Annotated in this window: 17 protein-coding genes; 9 read left to right on the forward strand and 8 right to left on the reverse strand. The window is 55.7% G+C overall.

Annotated elements, in window-relative coordinates; genetic code table 11:
• Window positions 1–42 precede the first annotated feature (42 nt).
• The 4 genes from M4951_RS15040 (at window position 43) to M4951_RS15055 (ending at window position 3,984) form a co-directional block, all read left to right on the forward strand.
• On the forward strand, window positions 43–1,554 hold the full coding sequence (locus M4951_RS15040) for a PQQ-binding-like beta-propeller repeat protein (RefSeq protein WP_262022472.1): 1,512 nt from the start codon (window positions 43–45) through the stop codon (window positions 1,552–1,554).
• On the forward strand, window positions 1,551–1,952 hold the full coding sequence (locus M4951_RS15045) for a hypothetical protein (RefSeq protein WP_262022473.1): 402 nt from the start codon (window positions 1,551–1,553) through the stop codon (window positions 1,950–1,952). The genes M4951_RS15040 and M4951_RS15045 overlap by 4 nt, the downstream gene beginning before the upstream one ends.
• A gap of 55 nt (window positions 1,953–2,007) precedes the next feature.
• Entirely contained in the window at window positions 2,008–3,381 is a 1,374-nt protein-coding gene (locus M4951_RS15050) for a YncE family protein (protein ID WP_262022474.1), read from the forward strand.
• A 171-nt stretch (window positions 3,382–3,552) separates the two neighbouring features.
• Window positions 3,553–3,984: an OsmC family protein gene (locus M4951_RS15055; RefSeq protein WP_262022475.1), complete on the forward strand. Its 432-nt coding sequence runs from the start codon at window positions 3,553–3,555 to the stop codon at window positions 3,982–3,984.
• 196 nt (window positions 3,985–4,180) lie between these two features.
• On the opposite strand, the gene M4951_RS15060 is transcribed toward M4951_RS15055, so the two are convergent.
• The 5 genes from M4951_RS15060 to M4951_RS15080 form a co-directional block, all read right to left on the reverse strand.
• Window positions 4,181–5,131, reverse strand: coding sequence for a hypothetical protein (locus M4951_RS15060; RefSeq protein ID WP_262022476.1), 951 nt, complete (start codon window positions 5,129–5,131; stop codon window positions 4,181–4,183).
• A 131-nt stretch (window positions 5,132–5,262) separates the two neighbouring features.
• Entirely contained in the window at window positions 5,263–5,868 is a 606-nt protein-coding gene (locus M4951_RS15065; RefSeq protein ID WP_262022477.1) for a lactate utilization protein C, read from the reverse strand.
• Window positions 5,861–7,249: a lactate utilization protein B gene (locus M4951_RS15070; RefSeq protein ID WP_262022478.1), complete on the reverse strand. Its 1,389-nt coding sequence runs from the start codon at window positions 7,247–7,249 to the stop codon at window positions 5,861–5,863. Before M4951_RS15070 ends, M4951_RS15065 begins: the two co-directional genes overlap by 8 nt.
• Entirely contained in the window at window positions 7,246–7,995 is a 750-nt protein-coding gene (locus M4951_RS15075; RefSeq protein ID WP_262026926.1) for a (Fe-S)-binding protein, read from the reverse strand. The genes M4951_RS15070 and M4951_RS15075 overlap by 4 nt, the downstream gene beginning before the upstream one ends.
• A gap of 68 nt (window positions 7,996–8,063) precedes the next feature.
• On the reverse strand, window positions 8,064–8,840 hold the full coding sequence (locus M4951_RS15080) for a sensor histidine kinase (protein ID WP_262022479.1): 777 nt from the start codon (window positions 8,838–8,840) through the stop codon (window positions 8,064–8,066).
• Window positions 8,841–9,204: 364 nt separating this feature from the next.
• On the opposite strand from M4951_RS15080, the gene M4951_RS15085 reads away from it, so the two are divergent.
• The gene (locus tag M4951_RS15085; protein WP_262022480.1) at window positions 9,205–10,608 is read left to right on the forward strand and encodes a hypothetical protein; all 1,404 of its coding nucleotides are present in this window, start codon (window positions 9,205–9,207) and stop codon (window positions 10,606–10,608) included.
• Between the two features lie 149 nt (window positions 10,609–10,757).
• On the opposite strand, the gene M4951_RS15090 is transcribed toward M4951_RS15085, so the two are convergent.
• The gene (locus M4951_RS15090) at window positions 10,758–11,633 is read right to left on the reverse strand and encodes an HNH endonuclease (protein ID WP_262022481.1); all 876 of its coding nucleotides are present in this window, start codon (window positions 11,631–11,633) and stop codon (window positions 10,758–10,760) included.
• A gap of 401 nt (window positions 11,634–12,034) precedes the next feature.
• Here M4951_RS15090 and M4951_RS15095 point away from each other — a divergent pair, with 401 nt between their 5' ends.
• From M4951_RS15095 to M4951_RS15110, 4 genes are all read left to right on the forward strand, one after another.
• Entirely contained in the window at window positions 12,035–13,456 is a 1,422-nt protein-coding gene (locus M4951_RS15095) for a YeiH family protein (RefSeq protein WP_262022482.1), read from the forward strand.
• Complete coding sequence (locus M4951_RS15100) at window positions 13,443–13,685, forward strand: hypothetical protein (RefSeq protein WP_262022483.1); 243 nt, start codon at window positions 13,443–13,445, stop codon at window positions 13,683–13,685. The genes M4951_RS15095 and M4951_RS15100 overlap by 14 nt, the downstream gene beginning before the upstream one ends.
• Before the next feature lie 628 nt (window positions 13,686–14,313).
• Window positions 14,314–15,585, forward strand: a complete 1,272-nt coding sequence (locus tag M4951_RS15105) for a nickel-dependent lactate racemase (RefSeq protein ID WP_262022484.1) — start codon at window positions 14,314–14,316, stop codon at window positions 15,583–15,585.
• Window positions 15,586–15,875: 290 nt separating this feature from the next.
• On the forward strand, window positions 15,876–17,003 hold the full coding sequence (locus M4951_RS15110; protein ID WP_262022485.1) for a TlpA family protein disulfide reductase: 1,128 nt from the start codon (window positions 15,876–15,878) through the stop codon (window positions 17,001–17,003).
• Window positions 17,004–17,082: 79 nt separating this feature from the next.
• On the opposite strand, the gene M4951_RS15115 is transcribed toward M4951_RS15110, so the two are convergent.
• Together M4951_RS15115 and M4951_RS15120 are read right to left on the reverse strand one after the other, a co-directional pair.
• On the reverse strand, window positions 17,083–18,060 hold the full coding sequence (locus M4951_RS15115; protein WP_262022486.1) for a bestrophin family protein: 978 nt from the start codon (window positions 18,058–18,060) through the stop codon (window positions 17,083–17,085).
• A gap of 55 nt (window positions 18,061–18,115) precedes the next feature.
• Window positions 18,116–18,934 (reverse strand): universal stress protein, encoded by an 819-nt coding sequence (locus tag M4951_RS15120; protein ID WP_262022487.1) that lies wholly within the window; start codon window positions 18,932–18,934, stop codon window positions 18,116–18,118.
• Window positions 18,935–18,957: the final 23 nt, after the last annotated feature.

Consider the following 18,957-nt stretch of genomic DNA (forward strand, 5'->3'; position numbering starts at 1 on the left):
AACCACATTCCCCTTTGTATTGACACGCATTAGGACCTCGAAATGAAAACCATTTCGCCCATTATTGCGCTGCTGACGCTCGTCTCGTTCGCAGCCGGACAAGATAGTTGGCCCCAGTTCCGCGCCGGCGGCAGCTCCTATGTCGGCGGCCCCTTGCCGCTTACTTGGTCTCCTCAGACAGGAATCGCCTGGCAGCGTGAACTGGAAGGCTATGGGCAGTCAACGCCTATCATCCACAACCAGCGGGTTTTCGTGACTTCCACCGCCGGGCCGAACAAAGAAACCTGCGTCGTTTCCTGCATCGACATCGATACCGGCGGTCAGCTTTGGCGGTATCGCTTTCCCGCCGCTTCGACGGCGCCTTCCAGTTACATGATGGCCCGCGCCGCTCCGACGCCGGTCGTCGACGATCTGGGAGTCTATCTCTTTTTTGAAAGCGGTGATGTCGCCGCGATCGATCCTACGGGCGCTCTCCGTTGGCGTCGTGATCTTGCCGCCGATTTTGGGCCTCTTGAAAACAATCACGGAATTGGAGCGTCTCCCGCCCAGACCGATCAATGCGTCATCTTAAACGTCGAGCATCGCGGCCCCTCGTACTTGATCGCGATCGACAAGCAAACAGGTGAAACACGCTGGAAGACGGATCGTCCTTCGTCGAACTCTTGGTCATCGCCGATTGTAATTCACGGTCAGATCATCATCAGTTCCAATGGCGCTGTCGCCGCCTATGACGCAGACTCGGGAGAATCGTTGTGGACCGTCGGCCAGTTGGACGGCAATTCGGTAGCGTCGCCTACACCGGATGGCGATCGGCTGTATGTGGGCGCCCGCGTCTCCGAGTTTTCTAGCGGCGGCGACGCGCAACGATCCAATCTCTGCATCCAATGCAAAGCGAATTCTCCGCAGATTATCTGGCGAGCCAAGAAAGCGGTCAGCGACTATGCGTCACCGGTCGTCTGCGGAGAGTGCGTTTATTATCTCAATAATGTTGGAGTCGTTTATTGTCTGGACAAAATGACCGGACGACAGCATTACGCCAAACGAATTGGGACCGATTGCTGGGCAACTCCGATCGTGTCACAAGATCGAATCTATTTTTGGGGGAAGGATGGACAGACCACCGTCCTCAAGTCTGGCCCGCAGTTTGAGCAGCTTGCTTCTAACTTGCTTTGGGATCTCCAGTCCCCTCCTCCGCCAGAGACCTATGTTGAAAACGTCTCGTCCGGAAAATCTCGCGGTTTCGAGAGTCTCTTGGAGACCGGCGACGCTAACGGCGATGGCTTTTTGACGATCGAAGAAGTCTCTGGTCGATTCCGCTCGATGTTTCCCAGTAGCGACATCAATCAGGACGGACGTCTGGACGCCGATGAACTTCGATCCGCTGCGAAGTTGTTGGCCGCACGTCGTTCCGAATCGCAAAATAACGCGCGAGATCCCATCGTCTATGGCGCCGCCGCAATCACCGGGCGAATCGTGATTCGCACCGGAACACGACTCTATTGCATCTCGCAACCATCGTCCCCGTCGCTTGTAAAGGAGCCTGTCAAAAAATGACGCATCGCGTTGATCACGACTACCATCGAATCCGCGTTCTTACCCTGATTCTTTCTCTCGCGTGCCTGGGATGCGGCGTTCCTGCCGCCGAGACGGTTGTTAACGTTGATTCCTTCGCCGTCAATCACTTCACCGATCAAGGCGTCCTCTGGCGCAAACAAGAGACGCTAACGAAGGAGGATCACGCAATCCTCGACCGTTTTTTTCAAAGCCAGCCCGACTGGAGTGACAGCACCGAAGTAGAAGGAACGCCGGTCGTGTACGCTTCCGGCGATCAGCGCCGCTTCTATTGGATCCGCGCCGCCCAAAAGGACGCGATTTGGACTTGTATTCATTGGGAGAAAAAGCGTTTTCGCGCCACTAGCGGCGCTGGCGATCTTGCTTCCTCCACAAACTAGAGCCTTGGATTTCTTCGTTTCCACAAAACTCCAAACACGAACGAGCGAGCCCAATATGCTGAAGAACCAAACGACTTTCACGGCGTTAGCGCTGCTACTGCTCCTATCCGCTGGATGGCTCTGCGCGGAAGAAGCGTCGAGCGACCAACATCGCCAACCGCGCGTGATCGCGCGGCTCTTCTGGCAAAACGAAGCGGACGCGACGCTTCGATTCGCCGATCTGGTCAAAGGAGACGAATGGACGCTAAAGCCCCAGCCGATCGCCGGCTTCCCCAAAATCGATCGCGACTCCCAATCGTTGGTGCAGATGGAAGCGATCGGCAACGTGCTGCTGGTCGGCGTTCGTGACGCCGAAGAAGGGGAACTGGAAAGCGGCTGGATCGCTCTCGACGCAGGCGCCGTCGAAGAAGAGCATGGCGATCATACGCATTGGCGTTTTCCGGATGCTCCGAAAGTAATCGCCAAACGTTTGGATGATCAGCAGGGAAACCCGGCGCATCTCTACCAATATGACGGCGCTTTTTATCTGGCGAACGATCAGAAAGATGGCTTTACGCGGATTCTGCCTGAGCAACTACTGGGAGACGACTTCGAACAAGCCGCGACCTTTTTCTCTGGCGGCGGCGATCACATCACCTTGGCGGCGGTCGACAATCAAGTCGCATACTCGACTTGGATTGATCGCGACGGCGACAACCAAGGACGCATCGACGTCATCAACTTAGGCGATCAACAAGCAGGAAAAGAAAATTACTCGATCCAGACGCCAACCGGAGGCTTGCACGGAGCAATCGCCAATTCGGGGCGCGTCTTCTTTGCGCCGGCAGATGGGATCTGCTGGGTCGACGCCGATCGTAACCTGTCGCAGAACGAGAAAACGGCCGAAGTTCGCTATCTCTCGCTTGGTAAAGATCCCGAGACCGAACAACCGCTACGGACCGGCGCCTTCGCTAATGCGGGTCATTGGGTGGCGTTCGCATCACGCTCTTCCGAAGAATCCTTTCTCGGCCTGATCGACGCTGCCGCGACCGAACCGAGCCTCCAGAAATTACCGATCGAAACGGCCGAGGGACTTCGCCTGACGACGCCGCGGATTTTGGAAACGCCCAGCGGTCTGAAAATGGCGTTTCTCTTTCAAGATCGGCACGATGGCGACGCCGAAGAGTTGCTGAGCGTCGTCAATCTCGATCCCGACCGCAACGGCGATTTCTCGGACGCCAAGTTGGTGAAGAGCATGCCGGTCGGCCGCAGCAAGGTCGTCGGACATAGCGGGCATCACGATATTTGCCTGTTGCCCGGCGGGCGATATGCCTGCGTCACCAATCCCGGAGACGGCGCGATTTGGGTCCTGTCACTCACCAAGTTGGAAGTGCTGGAGAAGATCAAGGTCGACGGCGCCCCGGGACGCATCGTCACCGTGGGGGAATAATCCGATTCTATCCCTTGTTTTTTCGTGACGCTTGCACAACGCTTCCACAGGCGCTATCGTCACAGTTACGGCGACGCGCCTTTGAGAAGGGGGCCATGATGCGTGCAGGTCGCATCCTGACTGACTTCGAGAAGTCCCTACCAAGCTCACGCATAACAAGGAATGTCACCGATGAAGATGAAAACGCACGGATCGGCTGTCTGGGAAGGCGGCCTGAAGGATGGCAAAGGCGCCATCTCGACCAAAAGCGGCGCACTCGAATCGTATCCCTATGGTTTCTCGGCCCGGTTTGAAGGCAAGCCGGGGACCAATCCCGAAGAGCTGATCGGCGCCGCGCATGCCGGTTGCTTCACGATGGCCCTTTCGCTGATTTTGGGCGAAGCCGGCTTCACCGCGGAGAAGATGGAAACCAAAGCGGACATCACGCTCGAAAAACAGGAAGAAGGATTCGCGATCACCGCAGTTCACCTGACGCTGACTGCGACGATCCCCAGCATCGAGCAAGCGAAGTTCGAAGAACTAACCGCCGCCGCAAAAGCCGGCTGCCCGGTCTCAAAATTGTTGAGCTGCGAGATCACGCTCGACGCAACGCTGACGTCGTAACAGATGAACCGTAGCGTGGGTGGAGCAAGCCGAATCCGACTCGGCCATGTTTAGTCAACACTACCGGCTTGCGCAACCCACGGGGAAAATGACGAATGTCTAAGGACCAATGTCTAATAAAATTCGTGGCTGCATTTCTCCTGCGCAGCTCAAAATCGAGCATTAGACATTCGTTCTTAGGCATTCGTCATTCCCATTAACCGCTTGGCTTGAGGATGATCTCGTAGCGTTCCAGATCGTGGCGATCGAAGAACTCACGATCGGTCAGATCGTCGTCGCAGGTTTTGCCGCGTTCGATGACAAAAATGCTGGCGTCGTATTTGCCGTTGGCGATCTCGAACGTGTAGATCTCGTCCGCCGACCAAATCTCGATCCGGCCGATCGCGACTTCTAGTTTCGAGCGAAAAACCAGCTCGCGCGGCTGCGAGACGTCAGGCTCGCGATTGATCCAAAGGTCGCAGCGGATCGACAGCGGATCGTCGAGCACATAAAACTCGATCAATTGTCGATCGAGCGCCCGGCCGCCGCGATCGACGTCGTCGTCATCCGGCGACAAGTCGGCCTGATCTTCCAATTCTTCAAATAGATCAAAGTTACCGATCATCACCGGCGCCGGCTCGAGCGAAATCAGGAACTTGCCGTCGGGATCGGTCGGCTTGCGCTGTGCGAGAAACTCTTGCCAGGCCGGCAAGACTTGATGCTCGAGCGCTGGTTCGGCGGCTAGGTTAGCGGAAGCCAGGACGCGATCAATCTCGGCCGAATCAAACTCATCGTGCGGCGCTCGAGCGACGACCATCACAAAGACCCATTCGTCGCCGCATTGCACCAGATAATCGCCGTGAGCAGCGCGGCCATGCGATCCTAGTCCGCGTAAATAGCGATGGATCTGCACATTGGAATGGACGCCGGTGAGGATGCCGGGATCGACGGCGGTCCGGTTCTGAACCATTTGCTGCATGACGCGCGTCAAGTTTTTCGCTCCATCGGGATCCAACGGAGTCGCGATCAGTCGCCAGCGGCGCGCAGCGATGGAGAGCTCGTCATCTTGAAACGACTCGACCTCAAATTTCGCCGTCGCTTCATCCAGCGACAATCGCAACAAGTTGAGTCGCGGCGTCTTGGTTTGCTGCTGTTCTTCTTCGCTCATCCATCCAATCCTAAGGGGACGACGCGCGACGCGAATCTTCACAAGGGTTCGCCGCCGGTAGAGTCGGCCTAATGGTTATTCTAGAGTTCGTCGCCGCAATATGCATCCATCGGCGCTGATCTTCGCCCGATTTATTGTCGCAAAAAAAAGACGTTTAGCGACCGGGCTCCATGCGCGCCGATGACTAGCGATTGTTCAATATCGGCCGTTTTGGAGGGGCCTGAAACGAACGTTCCAAATTGTGGTTCGCCCAGCGAGATTCGCTCGTAGGCCTGGTGCATGTTGTCGACGATTGCGTCGGCCACATGGGTCGGCGATCGCACAATAAACGACAAATGCTGGGGAATAAAGTAAATCACACGATGTTTAACCGCGGCGTCGTCTACCCAGACGGCCCCATTTTCGGCCACGGCGAACTGGGCCGGCAACACCGCAAAGTCGACATCTTCTAGCGCATGCGGATCGTCGATTGCGTCGAAATCAACATTGCCCGAAATTTGATCGCAAAGGCTAACAATTTTGGAAGCGTGCGCAAAAGCCGGAACCCTGCTCAATTCAGCCGTGATTTCTTCCGCCGAGTCAACCACATGCGCCGCGCCGCCGACGGCGGTTAAAACGGTCGCGAAATGCGCGACACGATCGTCGTAGCGAATCCAATCGCCGGCGAGTCCCGGGTGATCAACGCTGGCGACAACCTGATTACGAATGCTTTTTAAAATCTGATCGCGGCTACTCATCGCTGGCTTTTTTCGACTCATGAATTTGGTACAGCTGTCGGAAGCTTTGCTGGGGGGACTCTGGCATTTCGCGTTGTTTGCCCCAGGGATTCAGCCCATGGTAAATCGCCCAACGAGGCAAATGCCGCAAGCAGAATTTCCCGATCGCTCCGACCCAACGAAACAGCCAGGGAGATCGCATCATCCAACTGGTCAGTTTCATCGGCACGGTTTTCGACATCGGCAATTGACCGCGCCGATGAATTTCGCCGCGCCACTCCAGCAACTCGTGATGCAAATCAATTTTTACCGGGCAGACGTCGGTGCAAGATCCGCACAAGGTACAAGCGAACGGCAGGCTTTTATGCGCCTTCGAATCGCGTGACGGCGCCAAGATCGACCCAATCGGCCCCGGCACGGTTGTTCCATAGCTATGACCGCCGCTGCGTCGATAAACAGGGCAGGTATTCATGCAAGCGCCGCAGCGGATGCACTTCAATGAGTTTCGAAATTGCTCGCTCCCCATCAGATTGCTGCGACCGTTGTCGACCAAAATGATATGCAGTTCACTCCCTGGCGACGGTCCATGAAAATGGGACGAGTAAGTCGTGATCGGCTGCCCTGTTGCGCTGCGCGCCAGTAGCCGTAAAAAGACGCTGAGGTCTGCCGCGTGGGGAACAAGTTTTTCGATCCCCATGCAAGCGATGTGCATTTTGGGAAGCGAAACTCCCAGGTCGGCGTTTCCTTCGTTGGTGCAAACGACCAGACCGCCGGTTTCTGCGATCGCAAAGTTCACCCCGGTGATGCCGACATCGGCGGCCAGAAACTTCTCGCGCAGATGATTACGAGCCGCTTCGGTCAAATAGTTAGGATCGTTGTTGCCGGCCTCGGTCTGCAGGTGCTCGTGAAAGGTCTCGCTGACCTCTTCCTTTTTGATATGAATCGCCGGCAATACGATATGCGACGGCGTTTCTTTGCGCAGTTGCACGATCCGCTCGCCCAGATCCGTGTCAACGACTTCGATCCCCTGCGCTTCCAAAAACGGGTTCAGGTGACACTCCTCGGTCAGCATCGACTTGCTTTTCACCACCTGCTTGGCGCCTGCTTTTTGCAGCAGCGACAAGACGATCTGGTTATGCTCTTCGCTATCGCGCGCCCAATGGACCACCGCGCCCAGCTTGGTCGCGTTTTGTTCAAACTGCTCCAGATAGTCGGCCAATCGACTGACTGTGTGCAGTTTGATTTGCGACGCGGCGCTGCGCAGTTGCTCCCATTCGGGCAGGCTGACCGCCATGCGGTCTCGTTTCTCGCGCACAAACCACAGCGCTTGATCGTGCCAATGGGCGCGTTGGTCGTTGGCGACAAACTTAGACGCTTGCTCTGGATGCTCCGCCGTTTTCATGATTTCGCTTCGCTCTCGTTCAGAATCTCGGCGATGTGCTTGATTTGCAGCGGCATTTTTCCTCGCGCCGACAATCCTTGCAGATGCATCAGGCAAGACATATCGGCGGCGGTCAGCACTTCGGCCCCGGCCGACAGATGATCTTGCAGACGATCTTTGCCCATCATGCAGGAGACCGCTTCTTCGTTGACGGCGAACGTCCCGCCAAATCCGCAACACTCGTCCGGTCGCTGCGGTTTGACCAACTCGATCTTGTCCAGCATCGCTAATAGATGTCCCGGCTTACTGAAATCAACGCCTACCAGCTCGCTCGGTTTGCCCATTCCCAACTCACGCAGCCCATGGCAGCTCGAATGAAGACCGACCTTGTGCGGATAGACGCCGTCCCACGATTCGACTTTCAAGACGTCGACCAAAAATTCACACAGCTCGAACGTCTTGGCTTTCAGTTCCTCGAAACCAGGTCGCCCCGAGAGGAACTCGTCATAATGTTTTCGCACCATCGCAACGCAGCTGCCGCTCGGAGCGACCACATATTGATACGGCGCGAAGATCTCGAGGAAACGTTCGGCCAGCGGCCGTGCGTCCGAGTTACACCCGGTATTGGACATCGGCTGACCACAGCACGTTTGCGCCGCAGGAAAGACGACGTCGCACCCGCGACGCTCCAAAATTTCTAACGTCGCCATGCCGACGCGCGGATAGAGCTGGTCGATATAGCAGGGAATGAACAGAGCGACTTGCATCAATATCGAAGGGGGGGCGAAAGGAAGGACGCCGATTCGCATCCTGTCAGTCGGGAAATAGCCCTGCATTATACTCGTTTGACGGCTGATGGGTTACCCGCTATCGAAGCCCATTTATCGAAATCCTGATTGGCGCGAATCAGTGGAAAATCGATCGTCAGGCGCGTTCCGGCGCCGGGGCTCGAGTCGATTTTCGCCTCGACGTCAAACAACTTGGCGCGTTCGGCGATTCCCTTCAGCCCGAACCCCGAAGCGGCGGCCCCAGCCGCATCAAACCCGATTCCGTCGTCCGCGACCGACAAGATCAGCCGCTCGCCAGCTTCTCTTAAACCAATTTTGGCGTGTTGGGCCTGACTATGACGCATGATGTTGGCGACCGATTCTTGCACGACCCGATAAATCGTACATTCCAACAGCGGCAGCAAGCGATCGAACTGGACGTCATGTTCAAATTTAATTTCGCAACTGTCCGGCATCTGCTCCTCCAGCATTCCTTCGATCGCCGCAATCACGCCGATATCCTCCAGCAGCGGCGGACTCAAGCCTTTCATAACGCGACGCGCTTCGGCGACGCTGCCGCGCAAGATCCGCAGCGCCGTATCAATTCGACCTTGATCGATTTGGCCCGGCGCCGTCTCCAGATGCATCATCGCCGCGGTTAGCCCTTGCACGACGCCGTCATGAATTTCATAGGCGATCAGTTGCCGGTCCCGCTCATGCCCAGATAGCAAGTACTGCAAATAAACTTTGTCTTGTAACAACTGCTGCTCGACGAGCGAGCGTTCGCGAATCTCCGCTTCTAACTTGGCGTTCAGGTTTTGCAATTCGCGCGTACGTTCTTCCATCGCTTGCTCCAACTCCACTGGATCAGCGAAACTCGCTGCCCGTATATTCGATTATCTAATGATGCGCCGCCCTGCGCGAAATCGGACCCAACCGAGGATTTCTTCTCGATCATCGCAGGCCGCGAGCCTGGGAAAAAAAATCGGGATGAAAACTAACGCCCAGTTTCTGCAATTTGGTTTCTCTCGCCCCACTCTATAGGAGCCGAAAACAGGGCAAAATGGGATCCCTCTAATGACCTAATCCCTCGAGAACATCTCGTTATAATTTATCCAATTTAACCCAAGCTTGATTCAAAACGCCAAACGGCATCGTTACAATCAGCAAAGTCAGGGCAACTTCAATAAAACTCGGGGAGAAACCTAAATGATTCGCAGCTTGTTATTACTTACTTCGGTGGCCGCCGTGTTTAGCACGGTCGATGTGGCCGAAGCGTGCCGTCGTTGCCGACCGGGTTGTGCGCCCGTCTGCTCGACCTCTTGTGACGCACCTTGCGCACCAGAAGTCCAATATGTGGAAAAGACCATCATGGTCCCGGTGCAAACGTACGAAACTCGTACGATTACCTGCACCGAAATGCAGCCGGAAGTGCGCCAAAAGACTGTCACCGTTTATCGCTGCGTTCCGGAAACGAATTCCGTGACGCGGACGTATACGGTGATGGTCCCGGAAACCTTGACGAAGACCGTCGAGTACACCGTTCGCAAACCCGTTTACGGCACCCAGACCGTCACCAAGACCGTGATGGTTCCGTCCTATGAGACCCGCGAAGGAGTTCGCGACGTCTGCCGGATGGTGCCGGAAACTTCCACCAAAACCGTGGAGTACACCGTTTGCAAACCGGTTCATGGGACCAAAACCGTGACCAAAACCGTGATGGTTCCGTCTTACGAAACCCGCGAAGGGACCAACACTGTTTGCAAAATGGTGCCGGAAACTTCCACCAAAACGGTCACCTACAACGTCTGCAAACCGGTTCACGGTACGAAAACCGTCACCAAAACCGTGATGGTTCCGTCGTACGAAACCCGCGAAGGGACCCGCACCGTCTGCAAGATGATGCCGGAAACGATCACCAAGACCGTCTGCAAGGACGAAGGCGCTTGGGAAGAGAAAGTCGTGACGGACTGCTGCGGTTGCTCGAAGGTCTGCAAGACTTGGGCGCCAAACATCGTGCAAGTCGAAGTTCCCTGCACCGTCATGCGTCCAGTCACTGAAGAAGTCCCGTACACCTACAAGGTTTGCGTGATGAAGCCGGTCGAAAAAACCTACCAGGTTGCGACCTGCACCTATGAAACCGAAGTAGTCTCGAAAGACGTCACTTGCACCGTGATGCGAAAAGTTACAGAAGAAGTTCCGTACAGCTACAAGGTTTGCGTGATGCAACCGGTCGAAAAAACCTACCAGGTTGCGACCTGCACCTACGAAACCGAAGTCCTCACCAAGGACGTCACCTGCACCGTGATGAAGCCGGTTACCGAGCAAGTTCCGTACAGCTACAAGGTTTGCGTGATGAAGCCGGTTGAAAAAACCTACACGATTCCGACCTGCACGTACGAAACCGAAGTGCGGACCAAAGAAGTCCCGTATACGGTTTGCCATGCGGAAACGCGTGAAAAGACCTACGACGTGACGACCTACAAGAACGTTCCGGAAGAAAAGGTCGTTTCGTACACCTGCATGGTTCCGGTTCAAGTCACCAAAGAAGTCAAGGTCCCCGTCTGCAAGATGGTTCCCAAGACGATCACCGTGCCGACTTGCGGCTGCTAGTCGCTGCCGTACTGACGTAAACGACAAAAACCGACGGTCGATGACCGTCGGTTTTTGCGTTTCTTGACCAATCGCTTCGCAGTCGTTTGATTTTCCGCTTCGATAGCGAGTTGTTGAGACGGGGCCGATCCGAGAAAATCCAGAGGCGGTTAGGCGTGCGTCTGTCCCAAGCAGCGGCGGCAAAGTAACTGAATGTTACTCTCGTCGTCTCCCCCCCCCATCGACTTCGGGATGATTCGGACCATCTCCAAATAGTCGCCGGCGCTGCACGCGGCGCAGCGACCGTTGTATTTACGCCAGATTCGCGCCCGTAATTCGTGCGGGATCGTCATGGTTTCCAGCGCCTGCGTCGACTGCACGCGCGACTTGAGGCGCGCCATCTCGCTGACCGCGTACTGGCAAAAGTCGCTCGGCATTTCAAGTTGCTGCAACAGCCAGACCATGGTCTCTTCTTCGTGCGCCGAGATCTCTCCATCGGCTTTCGCGTCGACGATCACATGCTCGACAAACTCGTGCGTCTGATGCCGGATCGCCTGCAAAAACTCGTGATGCGAGATTCCCAATTTGTTGGCGGTGCTTAATAGCGTCGCCCATTCTTCGGTCAACAAATGATTGTCGGCGACCGCTTCCAGAAACATGCCGCGGAGAAACTTCTCCCCTTCCGCTTGAAAAAAGACGCCGGCGAATGTCGCCATCGGCATGCCGATCGTATCGCTGATCTTCTGCAGACGCCGCTCATCGTCAGCGTCAAGCGCGCCGTCCGACATCGCGCGCCCCAGCGCTGCGGCGAATTGTTGTTTGGCCAGATCCAATTCAATGGCGGCGAACTCCCCTTCCGGCAGATCGAGTCGCTCGGCGATCCAACGTGCGGTCTGTTGCTCGTCGCGGGTAAACTGTCCATCCTCCCACGCGCGCTCAATCACCTTCCGATAGACGGCTTGCTTCGCCTGATCCAGTAGTTGCGGATCATACGAATCGACAGGAAGCGCGGTTGATACCGAGAATGACTCTGGGTTTTGCGCCAAAGAGTTTTCTAGTATTTGGATAAGCGAATCTACACGCGACTCGACGTCGTTTTTCGTCGGCTGACAGGCAATCGTTGAATCGGCTGAGGACACAGCATTCCCTTTCGGTGAGTTCGTAGGTTCTGCGGCGCAAACCGCTCTACCAGAAAACTACGCCGCGCCGCTGCGGTAAGTCGCGTTCTCTCGCTCGAGGCTGGTAATTTCCGACCGTGGTCCACGCGTTCAGATCGTCAAATCGCGCCAATCGGCACATTCTTCCCGCGTCACGGCCATTGAATCTGGCGGTATTTCAAACTGTTTCGGCGGAGCGATGTCAATAAGAAGGGTTGACCCGCATCAATTTCTGGCGTGATAATCGAACCCTTCCCCCATTTGATCCCACCCCCATTTGATCCCATCTGATGAGCGACACCCCTCCGCCTGCCCCTGCCGAACGTCTTCCCCTGCTGCAAGAGATGCGCACCGCCGAAGATTGGTGGGCGATCTGGTTAGGCGCGTTGATTTTGGCGGTCATTTTTTTCTCGGTGCAGATGACATCGACTCCCGGCGAAGCCGGCGCCGAAGCGACTGTCTCGGCGACCAGTTCGCTGAAGTCGTGGATCGTCAAACCAGGGTCATGGACGAACAACCCTCTCACGGCGTTTAGCAAAGGGGACCAATCGCTGCTGCCATGCATGATCGCCATCGGCGGCGTCTTGCTGGCGATTTTCGCCGCAGCGCAGGGAATCATGGGAAAGCCGGTCGCCGGGTTCGCCGCGGCGTTTCCAGTCATCTTCCTGTTGGCTCTGCTCGCATATCTGCTTTCCACGCAAACGGTCATCAAGCATTACAATCTCGAGTATGCGCTGTGGGCGCTGTTGGTCGGACTAATCATCAGCAATACGATCGGCACGCCGGAGTCCTGGAAGCCGGCGATCAAAACCGAGTTCTATATCAAGACCGGCCTGGTCTTGCTGGGCGCCGAAGTCTTGTTAGCCAAGTTGTTCGCTCTCTCGGTACCCGGCATCGCAGTCGCTTGGCTCGTCACGCCGATCGTGTTGATCACGACTTTCATCTTTGGGCAGAAGATACTGCGAATTGCGTCTCCCTCGCTCAATATGGTGATCTCGGCCGATATGTCGGTCTGCGGCGTTTCAGCGGCGATCGCGACCGGCGCCGCTTGTCGCGCAAAGAAAGAAGAGCTTTCGCTGGCGATCGGAATGTCGCTAACGTTTACCGTCATCATGATGGTCGTCCAACCGATCTTGATCAAAGCGTTTGCGATTGACGATCTGGTCGGAGGAGCTTGGATCGGCGGCACGATTGATGCGACAGGCGCGGTGGTCGCCGCGGGCAACGCGTTGGGCGAACGAGCCGAAAAAGTGGCCGTCACCGTTAAGATGATCCAGAACGTGTTGATCGGCGTCGTTGCGTTCGGCGTTGCGCTCTACTGGGTCGCGTTTGTCGAAAAGACCAAAGATGGAGCCCGCCCCAATGCGATGGAAATCTGGTATCGCTTTCCCAAATTTGTGCTCGGCTTCGTGCTGGCGTCGATTGTCTTTTCGGCGATCGCCTATTTTGTCACCGCCGGCGATCTACAGGTCAAAGCGACGACCGATCTGTCCAAGGCGCTCCGCGGATGGCTCTTTTGCCTGGCGTTTGTCAGCATCGGGCTCGAGACTAACTTCCGTGAGCTTGCCGTCTACCTGAAAGGGGGCAAGCCGTTAGTCCTGTACCTTTGCGGTCAGACGCTCAACCTACTGCTGACCTTGATTATGGCCTACGTCATGTTTGGCTGGCTGTTCCGCGACTACATCGAGAAGATGCTCCGTGGCGCAAGCTAATCTCCCACTCGAAACGACCGGCGGACCGGCAGATCGCCGCCGCCGCTGGACGCGACTGCTGATCGCCGTCGGCATTGTCGCCGTCGTCTGGCTGGTCATCTTGCCGCAAATCGCCGAAACGCCCCCGGTCAAACGGCACATCGAAAAGATGCAGGCCGCCGGAATCGACCCCAGTGCGATGTTCTATAGCGAACTGGAGCCGCATCTCTTTTTGCAGCCGCAAAAGTAGATTTCCCCCTGGAATCACCAATTTTTGTCGCTTGACAAAGCGCACGGACTTGGGGTCGATTACAGGCGGAGAATTAGCCATCCATTCCCGTTTGCGCGTAGGCCGAATCGGTTAACGAGCCTGGAGATTTTATGCGCTGCTTTCGTTCCGAATCCCAAGATCATGTCATGATTGGGCGGCCCCCCCGCACGAGACCTCGGAGAGAGGGATTGATGGGGCAGACATTCATCGCCGATTCGACTTCCCATCCGCAGACTCGCCCAGCAAAACCAAAGCGGTCCGGTCCAGTCCAACCTTTCAAACGAGAAAACAGGGCAGTCCGGTCCAGTCCAACCTTTCGAACGAGAAAACAGGGCGATCCGGTCCAGTCCAACCTTTCGAACGAGAAAACGCGGCGGTGCGGTCCCACCGACCATGAACGACTAATTTCTATGCAGGAATGTCTAAAGAAGAACGGAGATCGATGCTGCTCGGTTCTTTCATTCGTCCTTCGACATAAGACATTTCTCAAGTCCGTTTCCGCTGTGAGGACGACAACGGACGCTGTAGCCTGACGTCAATCGACGATTCGCAAGTTGGCCGGTAGAATACAGTTTTGCCCACCCACGTTGATCCTGCGCACAGATCTATGCAATTCCCGAAACTCTTCCGTCTGCGTCAAACCTTCCCGCGCCCTCTGGTGACCGATGTCATCGGCGAAGTCGATCGCCAACTCACCATGTTGGAGTTGAGCGAGAAGGTAAAACCAGGCGAAACGGTCGCGATCACTGCGGGCAGCCGCGGCATCGCCAACATCAAAGAGATCATTAAAGCGATCGTCGACCATCTGAAGCAGATCGGCGCCAAGCCGTTTATTGTGCCGGCGATGGGGAGCCACGGCGGCGGAACCGCCGAAGGCCAGATCGGCGTCCTCGCTTCGTACGGAATCACGCCGGAGTACTGCGGATGCGAAATTCGCGCCAGCATGGAGACGATCGTCGTCTGCCAGGCGAAGGAAGGCTTTCCGGTTCACTTTGACAAGCATGCTTCGCAGGCCGATCACGTCGTCGTTTGCGGTCGGGTGAAAGCGCATACCGATTTCACCGGCGAAATCCAAAGCGGTTTGATGAAGATGATGCTGATCGGGCTTGGCAAGCATAACGGCGCCAAGGTCTATCACAAAGCGATCATGGACAACAGCTTTACGCAGATTGTGCAAAGCGTCGCCCGCGAAGTGCTGAGCCAATGCAATATCTTGTGCGGACTAGCCATCATTGAAAATGGCTACGACGAAACAGGGCACATCATCGGCGTGCCAGCCAACGAAATCGAACAGCGCGAGCCGGAACTGCTTCGACTGGCCAACAGCTTGTTGCCGAAACTGCCGTTTGAAGAAGCCGACGTGTTGATTGTCGATGAGATCGGCAAAAACATCAGCGGCGCCGGCATGGACACCAATATCGTCGGCCGCAAGTTCAATGACCATGCCGCAACCGGCGACGAAACTCCCCGCGTCAAACGGATTGTCTTGCGCGGCCTGACCGAAGAAACGCACGGCAACGCGTCGGGGATCGGCATGTGCGAGTTCTGTCTAACGCGAATGGTCGAGCAAATGGATCGCAACATCACGAACATTAACAGCATCACGTCAGGGCACGTGACGGCGGCGATGATTCCGATCCACTACGACACCGACCGCGAGATCTTGGAAAACGCGTTGCAAACCATCGGTCTACGTCCCCCGCACGAAGCTCGCATCATGTGGATCCCCCACACGCTGGCGATCGACGAGGTCGTCTGCAGCGAGGCGTATCTGGCCGAAGTAAAATCCCGCAGCGAACTTGAAGCGTTGTTTCAGCCGCTCGAAATGCCCCTGGATAGCGCCGGAATGCTCCCTTCGGTCACCAAGTGGCTACCGTAACGGTCGGTTTCCTCGACAAACTGCGGCGTTCGACTTTCCCCCAAAACGCTGCAGCGACCAATTACGGTTGTACAAATCCCACACGCGGATCGCTTTTTATGCAAAGCGATGAACTTCACGTTGTTAATTTGGCACGTAGGGGATATCAATGACTATTAGACGCCGAAAGTTCAAGACTTAACCAACTAGAACGAAACCGCGGCGTTACAATAGTGCCGGCCCCCCCCAAGCGATGCACCGACGGGCACGCTGCCCGGTCGCTTCCACCACATACCGCTAAAGGAAATTGCATGAAATTCTCGCACCTCACTTTGGCCGCTTTGCTGCTGGCCGCTTTGCCGTGCGTCTCGCTGCTTTACGCGGCCGAAGACGCGACGGCCGATGAAACCAAAGCAGCAACGGACCCGCTGGATCAACTGAAGGCCGACCCGAATAACGTCGAGGCGCTGAACGCCTATTTGCAGAAGAACCTGGGCCTGATCATGCGGGAAGCCGGCGAAGACGCCGACGGCGCGATCAAGCAGCTCGCCGAGATGAAAAAAACGCTTTCGCAGCTAAAACCAACCGAAGAAAAAGCGGTTAACTTCTTTGCTCAGGTCGATAACATCCTGGACTCGTTCACCAACCGTATCGAATTGCAGGCGATGTCGCTGGCCGATCTTCGCGCTAAAATCGCCGCCGCGCCAGAAGATGCGGAACTTGTCGGCAAGTACGGTATGAAAGTGATGATGGAACTCGCCGGCAAGCTCAGCGATGACTGGAAAGCAGCCGACAAACGCTTGACGGAAGAAACCGCCTATCTTGATTCGCTTGCCGAAGGGACCGAAGTTCCCGCCGTCAAAACGGCCGTCACCAGCGCCAAACTTACCTTGTCGCGTTTGACGGCTGCGATCGAACGTCAAAAGCGTCTGGAAGAACTCGTCGGCAAGCCGGCGATGCCTCTTTCCGCCGAAGCCTGGGTGAACGGCGCTCCGCTGACCGACGCCGAACTGAAGGGCAAAGTCGTGATGCTCGACTTCTTCGCCATTTGGTGCGGCCCTTGCATTGCGACCTTCCCACACCTGCGTGAGCTGGAAAAAGAATACGGCGATAAAGGCCTAGAGATCATCGGCGTGACCGGCTATTACAACTATGGGTGGAACGAAGAGCGGATGGCTCCAGCGCCATCGCAAGACGCGGAAGTTTCGCACGAAGATGAGCAGGTGATGCTGCAAAAATTCGCCGCTTCGCACGAGCTGAAGCATGTCTTCGCGATCGATCCCGAAGGCAAAATGTCGAAGTACTATGGCGTCAGCGGAATTCCGCACATGGTCTTAATCGACAAAGAGGGAAAAGTCGCCATGGTCAAAGTTGGTTCGGGCGAGGCCAACGCCAAAGCCATTGAAGCGAAGGTGAAAGAGTTGCTCGGCGAAAGCTAAGCCAACCGCACTTCTCGATCAAACGCCAAGAGCGGCGCTGGAATTATTTCCAGCGCCGCTCTCTTTCGAGATCGCCCCGTTAGCTGCTGAGCGTTGAATTGACCGCGAAGGTTCGAATGGTGTTCGGTTTGCGGATCTCATTGATTTCGATTTCCATATCCCGTTCTTCAAAGGGAACCATTTTCGGCAGATCCTCCAACGAGGCGAACAAATTGTTTCGGATCATGGTTGAAATGTCGCCAAGCGGTAGATGATTCAAACGGCGATGAGAAAACGGATCTTGCAACTCGACCCCAATTTGATCGAGCGACAGCAGCGGGTAAGCGACTAGCAGCGTCATCAACGGAGTAAAGGCGCCGACATAATCGACCAAGGCCAGCGGCAAAAACGTCAAATAGAGAAATAAGAACCGTCGGATCTTGATAGAGAAGGCCAGCGCTAATGGTGTCGCCAAAATACGCTCACACATGCCGATATGATCAATCAGGCGAGCACGTTCTTCTTCGGCTTTGAGAAAATAGAACCGGTCTAGCTGACTATCCTCCACGGCTTGCTTCAGTAGTTCAGCAATGCGTCGGACGACGTACATCGGCATATGATTGCAGTTGGCCAAGCGTTCTGCTTCGACTCTCCCGACGATTTTCACGAGATCTTTGATCTCATCAAAGCTGAATTGCTTGCGTAAACTATGCCGACAAACGGCGGAAAAAGCGGCGACCCAACGCAAATACGATTCGCGCCACTGAGGATCCTGCGGACCGTAGATGACGCCAATTTGCCCAAGATTACGAGATTGATTGACAATCCCTCCCCAGACTTTGCGTGCTTCGTACCAGCGGTCGTACCCAGCGTTGGTTCGCAAAACTAACAGCAGCGCCAGAACGGCGCCGATGTATTCGTAGTGTGAGTTCGCCAAAATGTGGGTCATTCCCAAGTAGGTCATAACCGCCGTGACCACGGCGGCGAACAAGGTGAAACCCAATAGGCGGCCGATAATCAGCGGAGTCGCTGACCCTCGCAACGTAAAAACTTCGCGCCAAAATTCAAAGCGTGGCATAGCGAAAAATGCTCCTCAATCAAGTTTGTTTCTATTGTTGTGATCTCGACATCCCCTAGGCGTACGCGTAGATCGTCAATTCCGTATGCTGCAAGATGTCGCTGCCGAGCTGGCCAAATGGCGAGCCCCACCAACTGCTCGTCCTGGCGACTCCTAGCACCAGTAAATCGGCCTCCCATTTCTGGGCGTATTTCGCCGCAGTTTTCACCGGCGAACCGGGCAAACAGCCAACTTCTAACGATTCCATTCGCGATCGGCAGTATTGCAACATCGCGCGATAGGCGCCGCTTTGCGGGCTAGCCGCTTCGCCGACACATAGCAACCGATACTGGCTGCCCAGATAGGCGGCATGTTGCGACAAGAATGAACGAATCGAACGGCTTGATGCGTTGGATCCGTCGTAAATCAACAACACGCGCTCGAGCTGCCTTGGCTTCTGCCGCAGCACAAGCAGCGGGTGCGCACCGCGCTGCGCCAACTCCATCAACTCATGGGCAGATAGCCCCACATCATGACGATGCGGGTTTCCACCGTAAGAAACAATCGTCAAATCATTGTATTTCGCTTCATCAGCGAGCAATTCGATCGGATCGCCACGAACGTCCAACACATCACAGTGGACTCGACTTCTTCGACAAACGCTGAGAAACTCCTCACGCGATTGCATCTGGCGACGATGCGCCAGAGTCATTCGAGTCGCTTCGACCCCAGCATAGGCCGCTGACTCGATCGCCGCCTTCTCAAAAAACGTACGCGTATCCAAGATCGAGACGCCGCGAATCCTCGCCTGGGCGACGCTCGCTAATTTCACCGCCGTTTCAACCACAGATTTCGTGCGACTTGAATTACAAAGATGTACTAACAGATTCTTCATCACAGAAACGCCTCTATTTCGAA

It is taken from the genome of Blastopirellula sp. J2-11 (genome assembly GCF_024584705.1).
In the GTDB taxonomy this organism is placed as follows: Bacteria; Planctomycetota; Planctomycetia; order Pirellulales; family Pirellulaceae; genus Blastopirellula.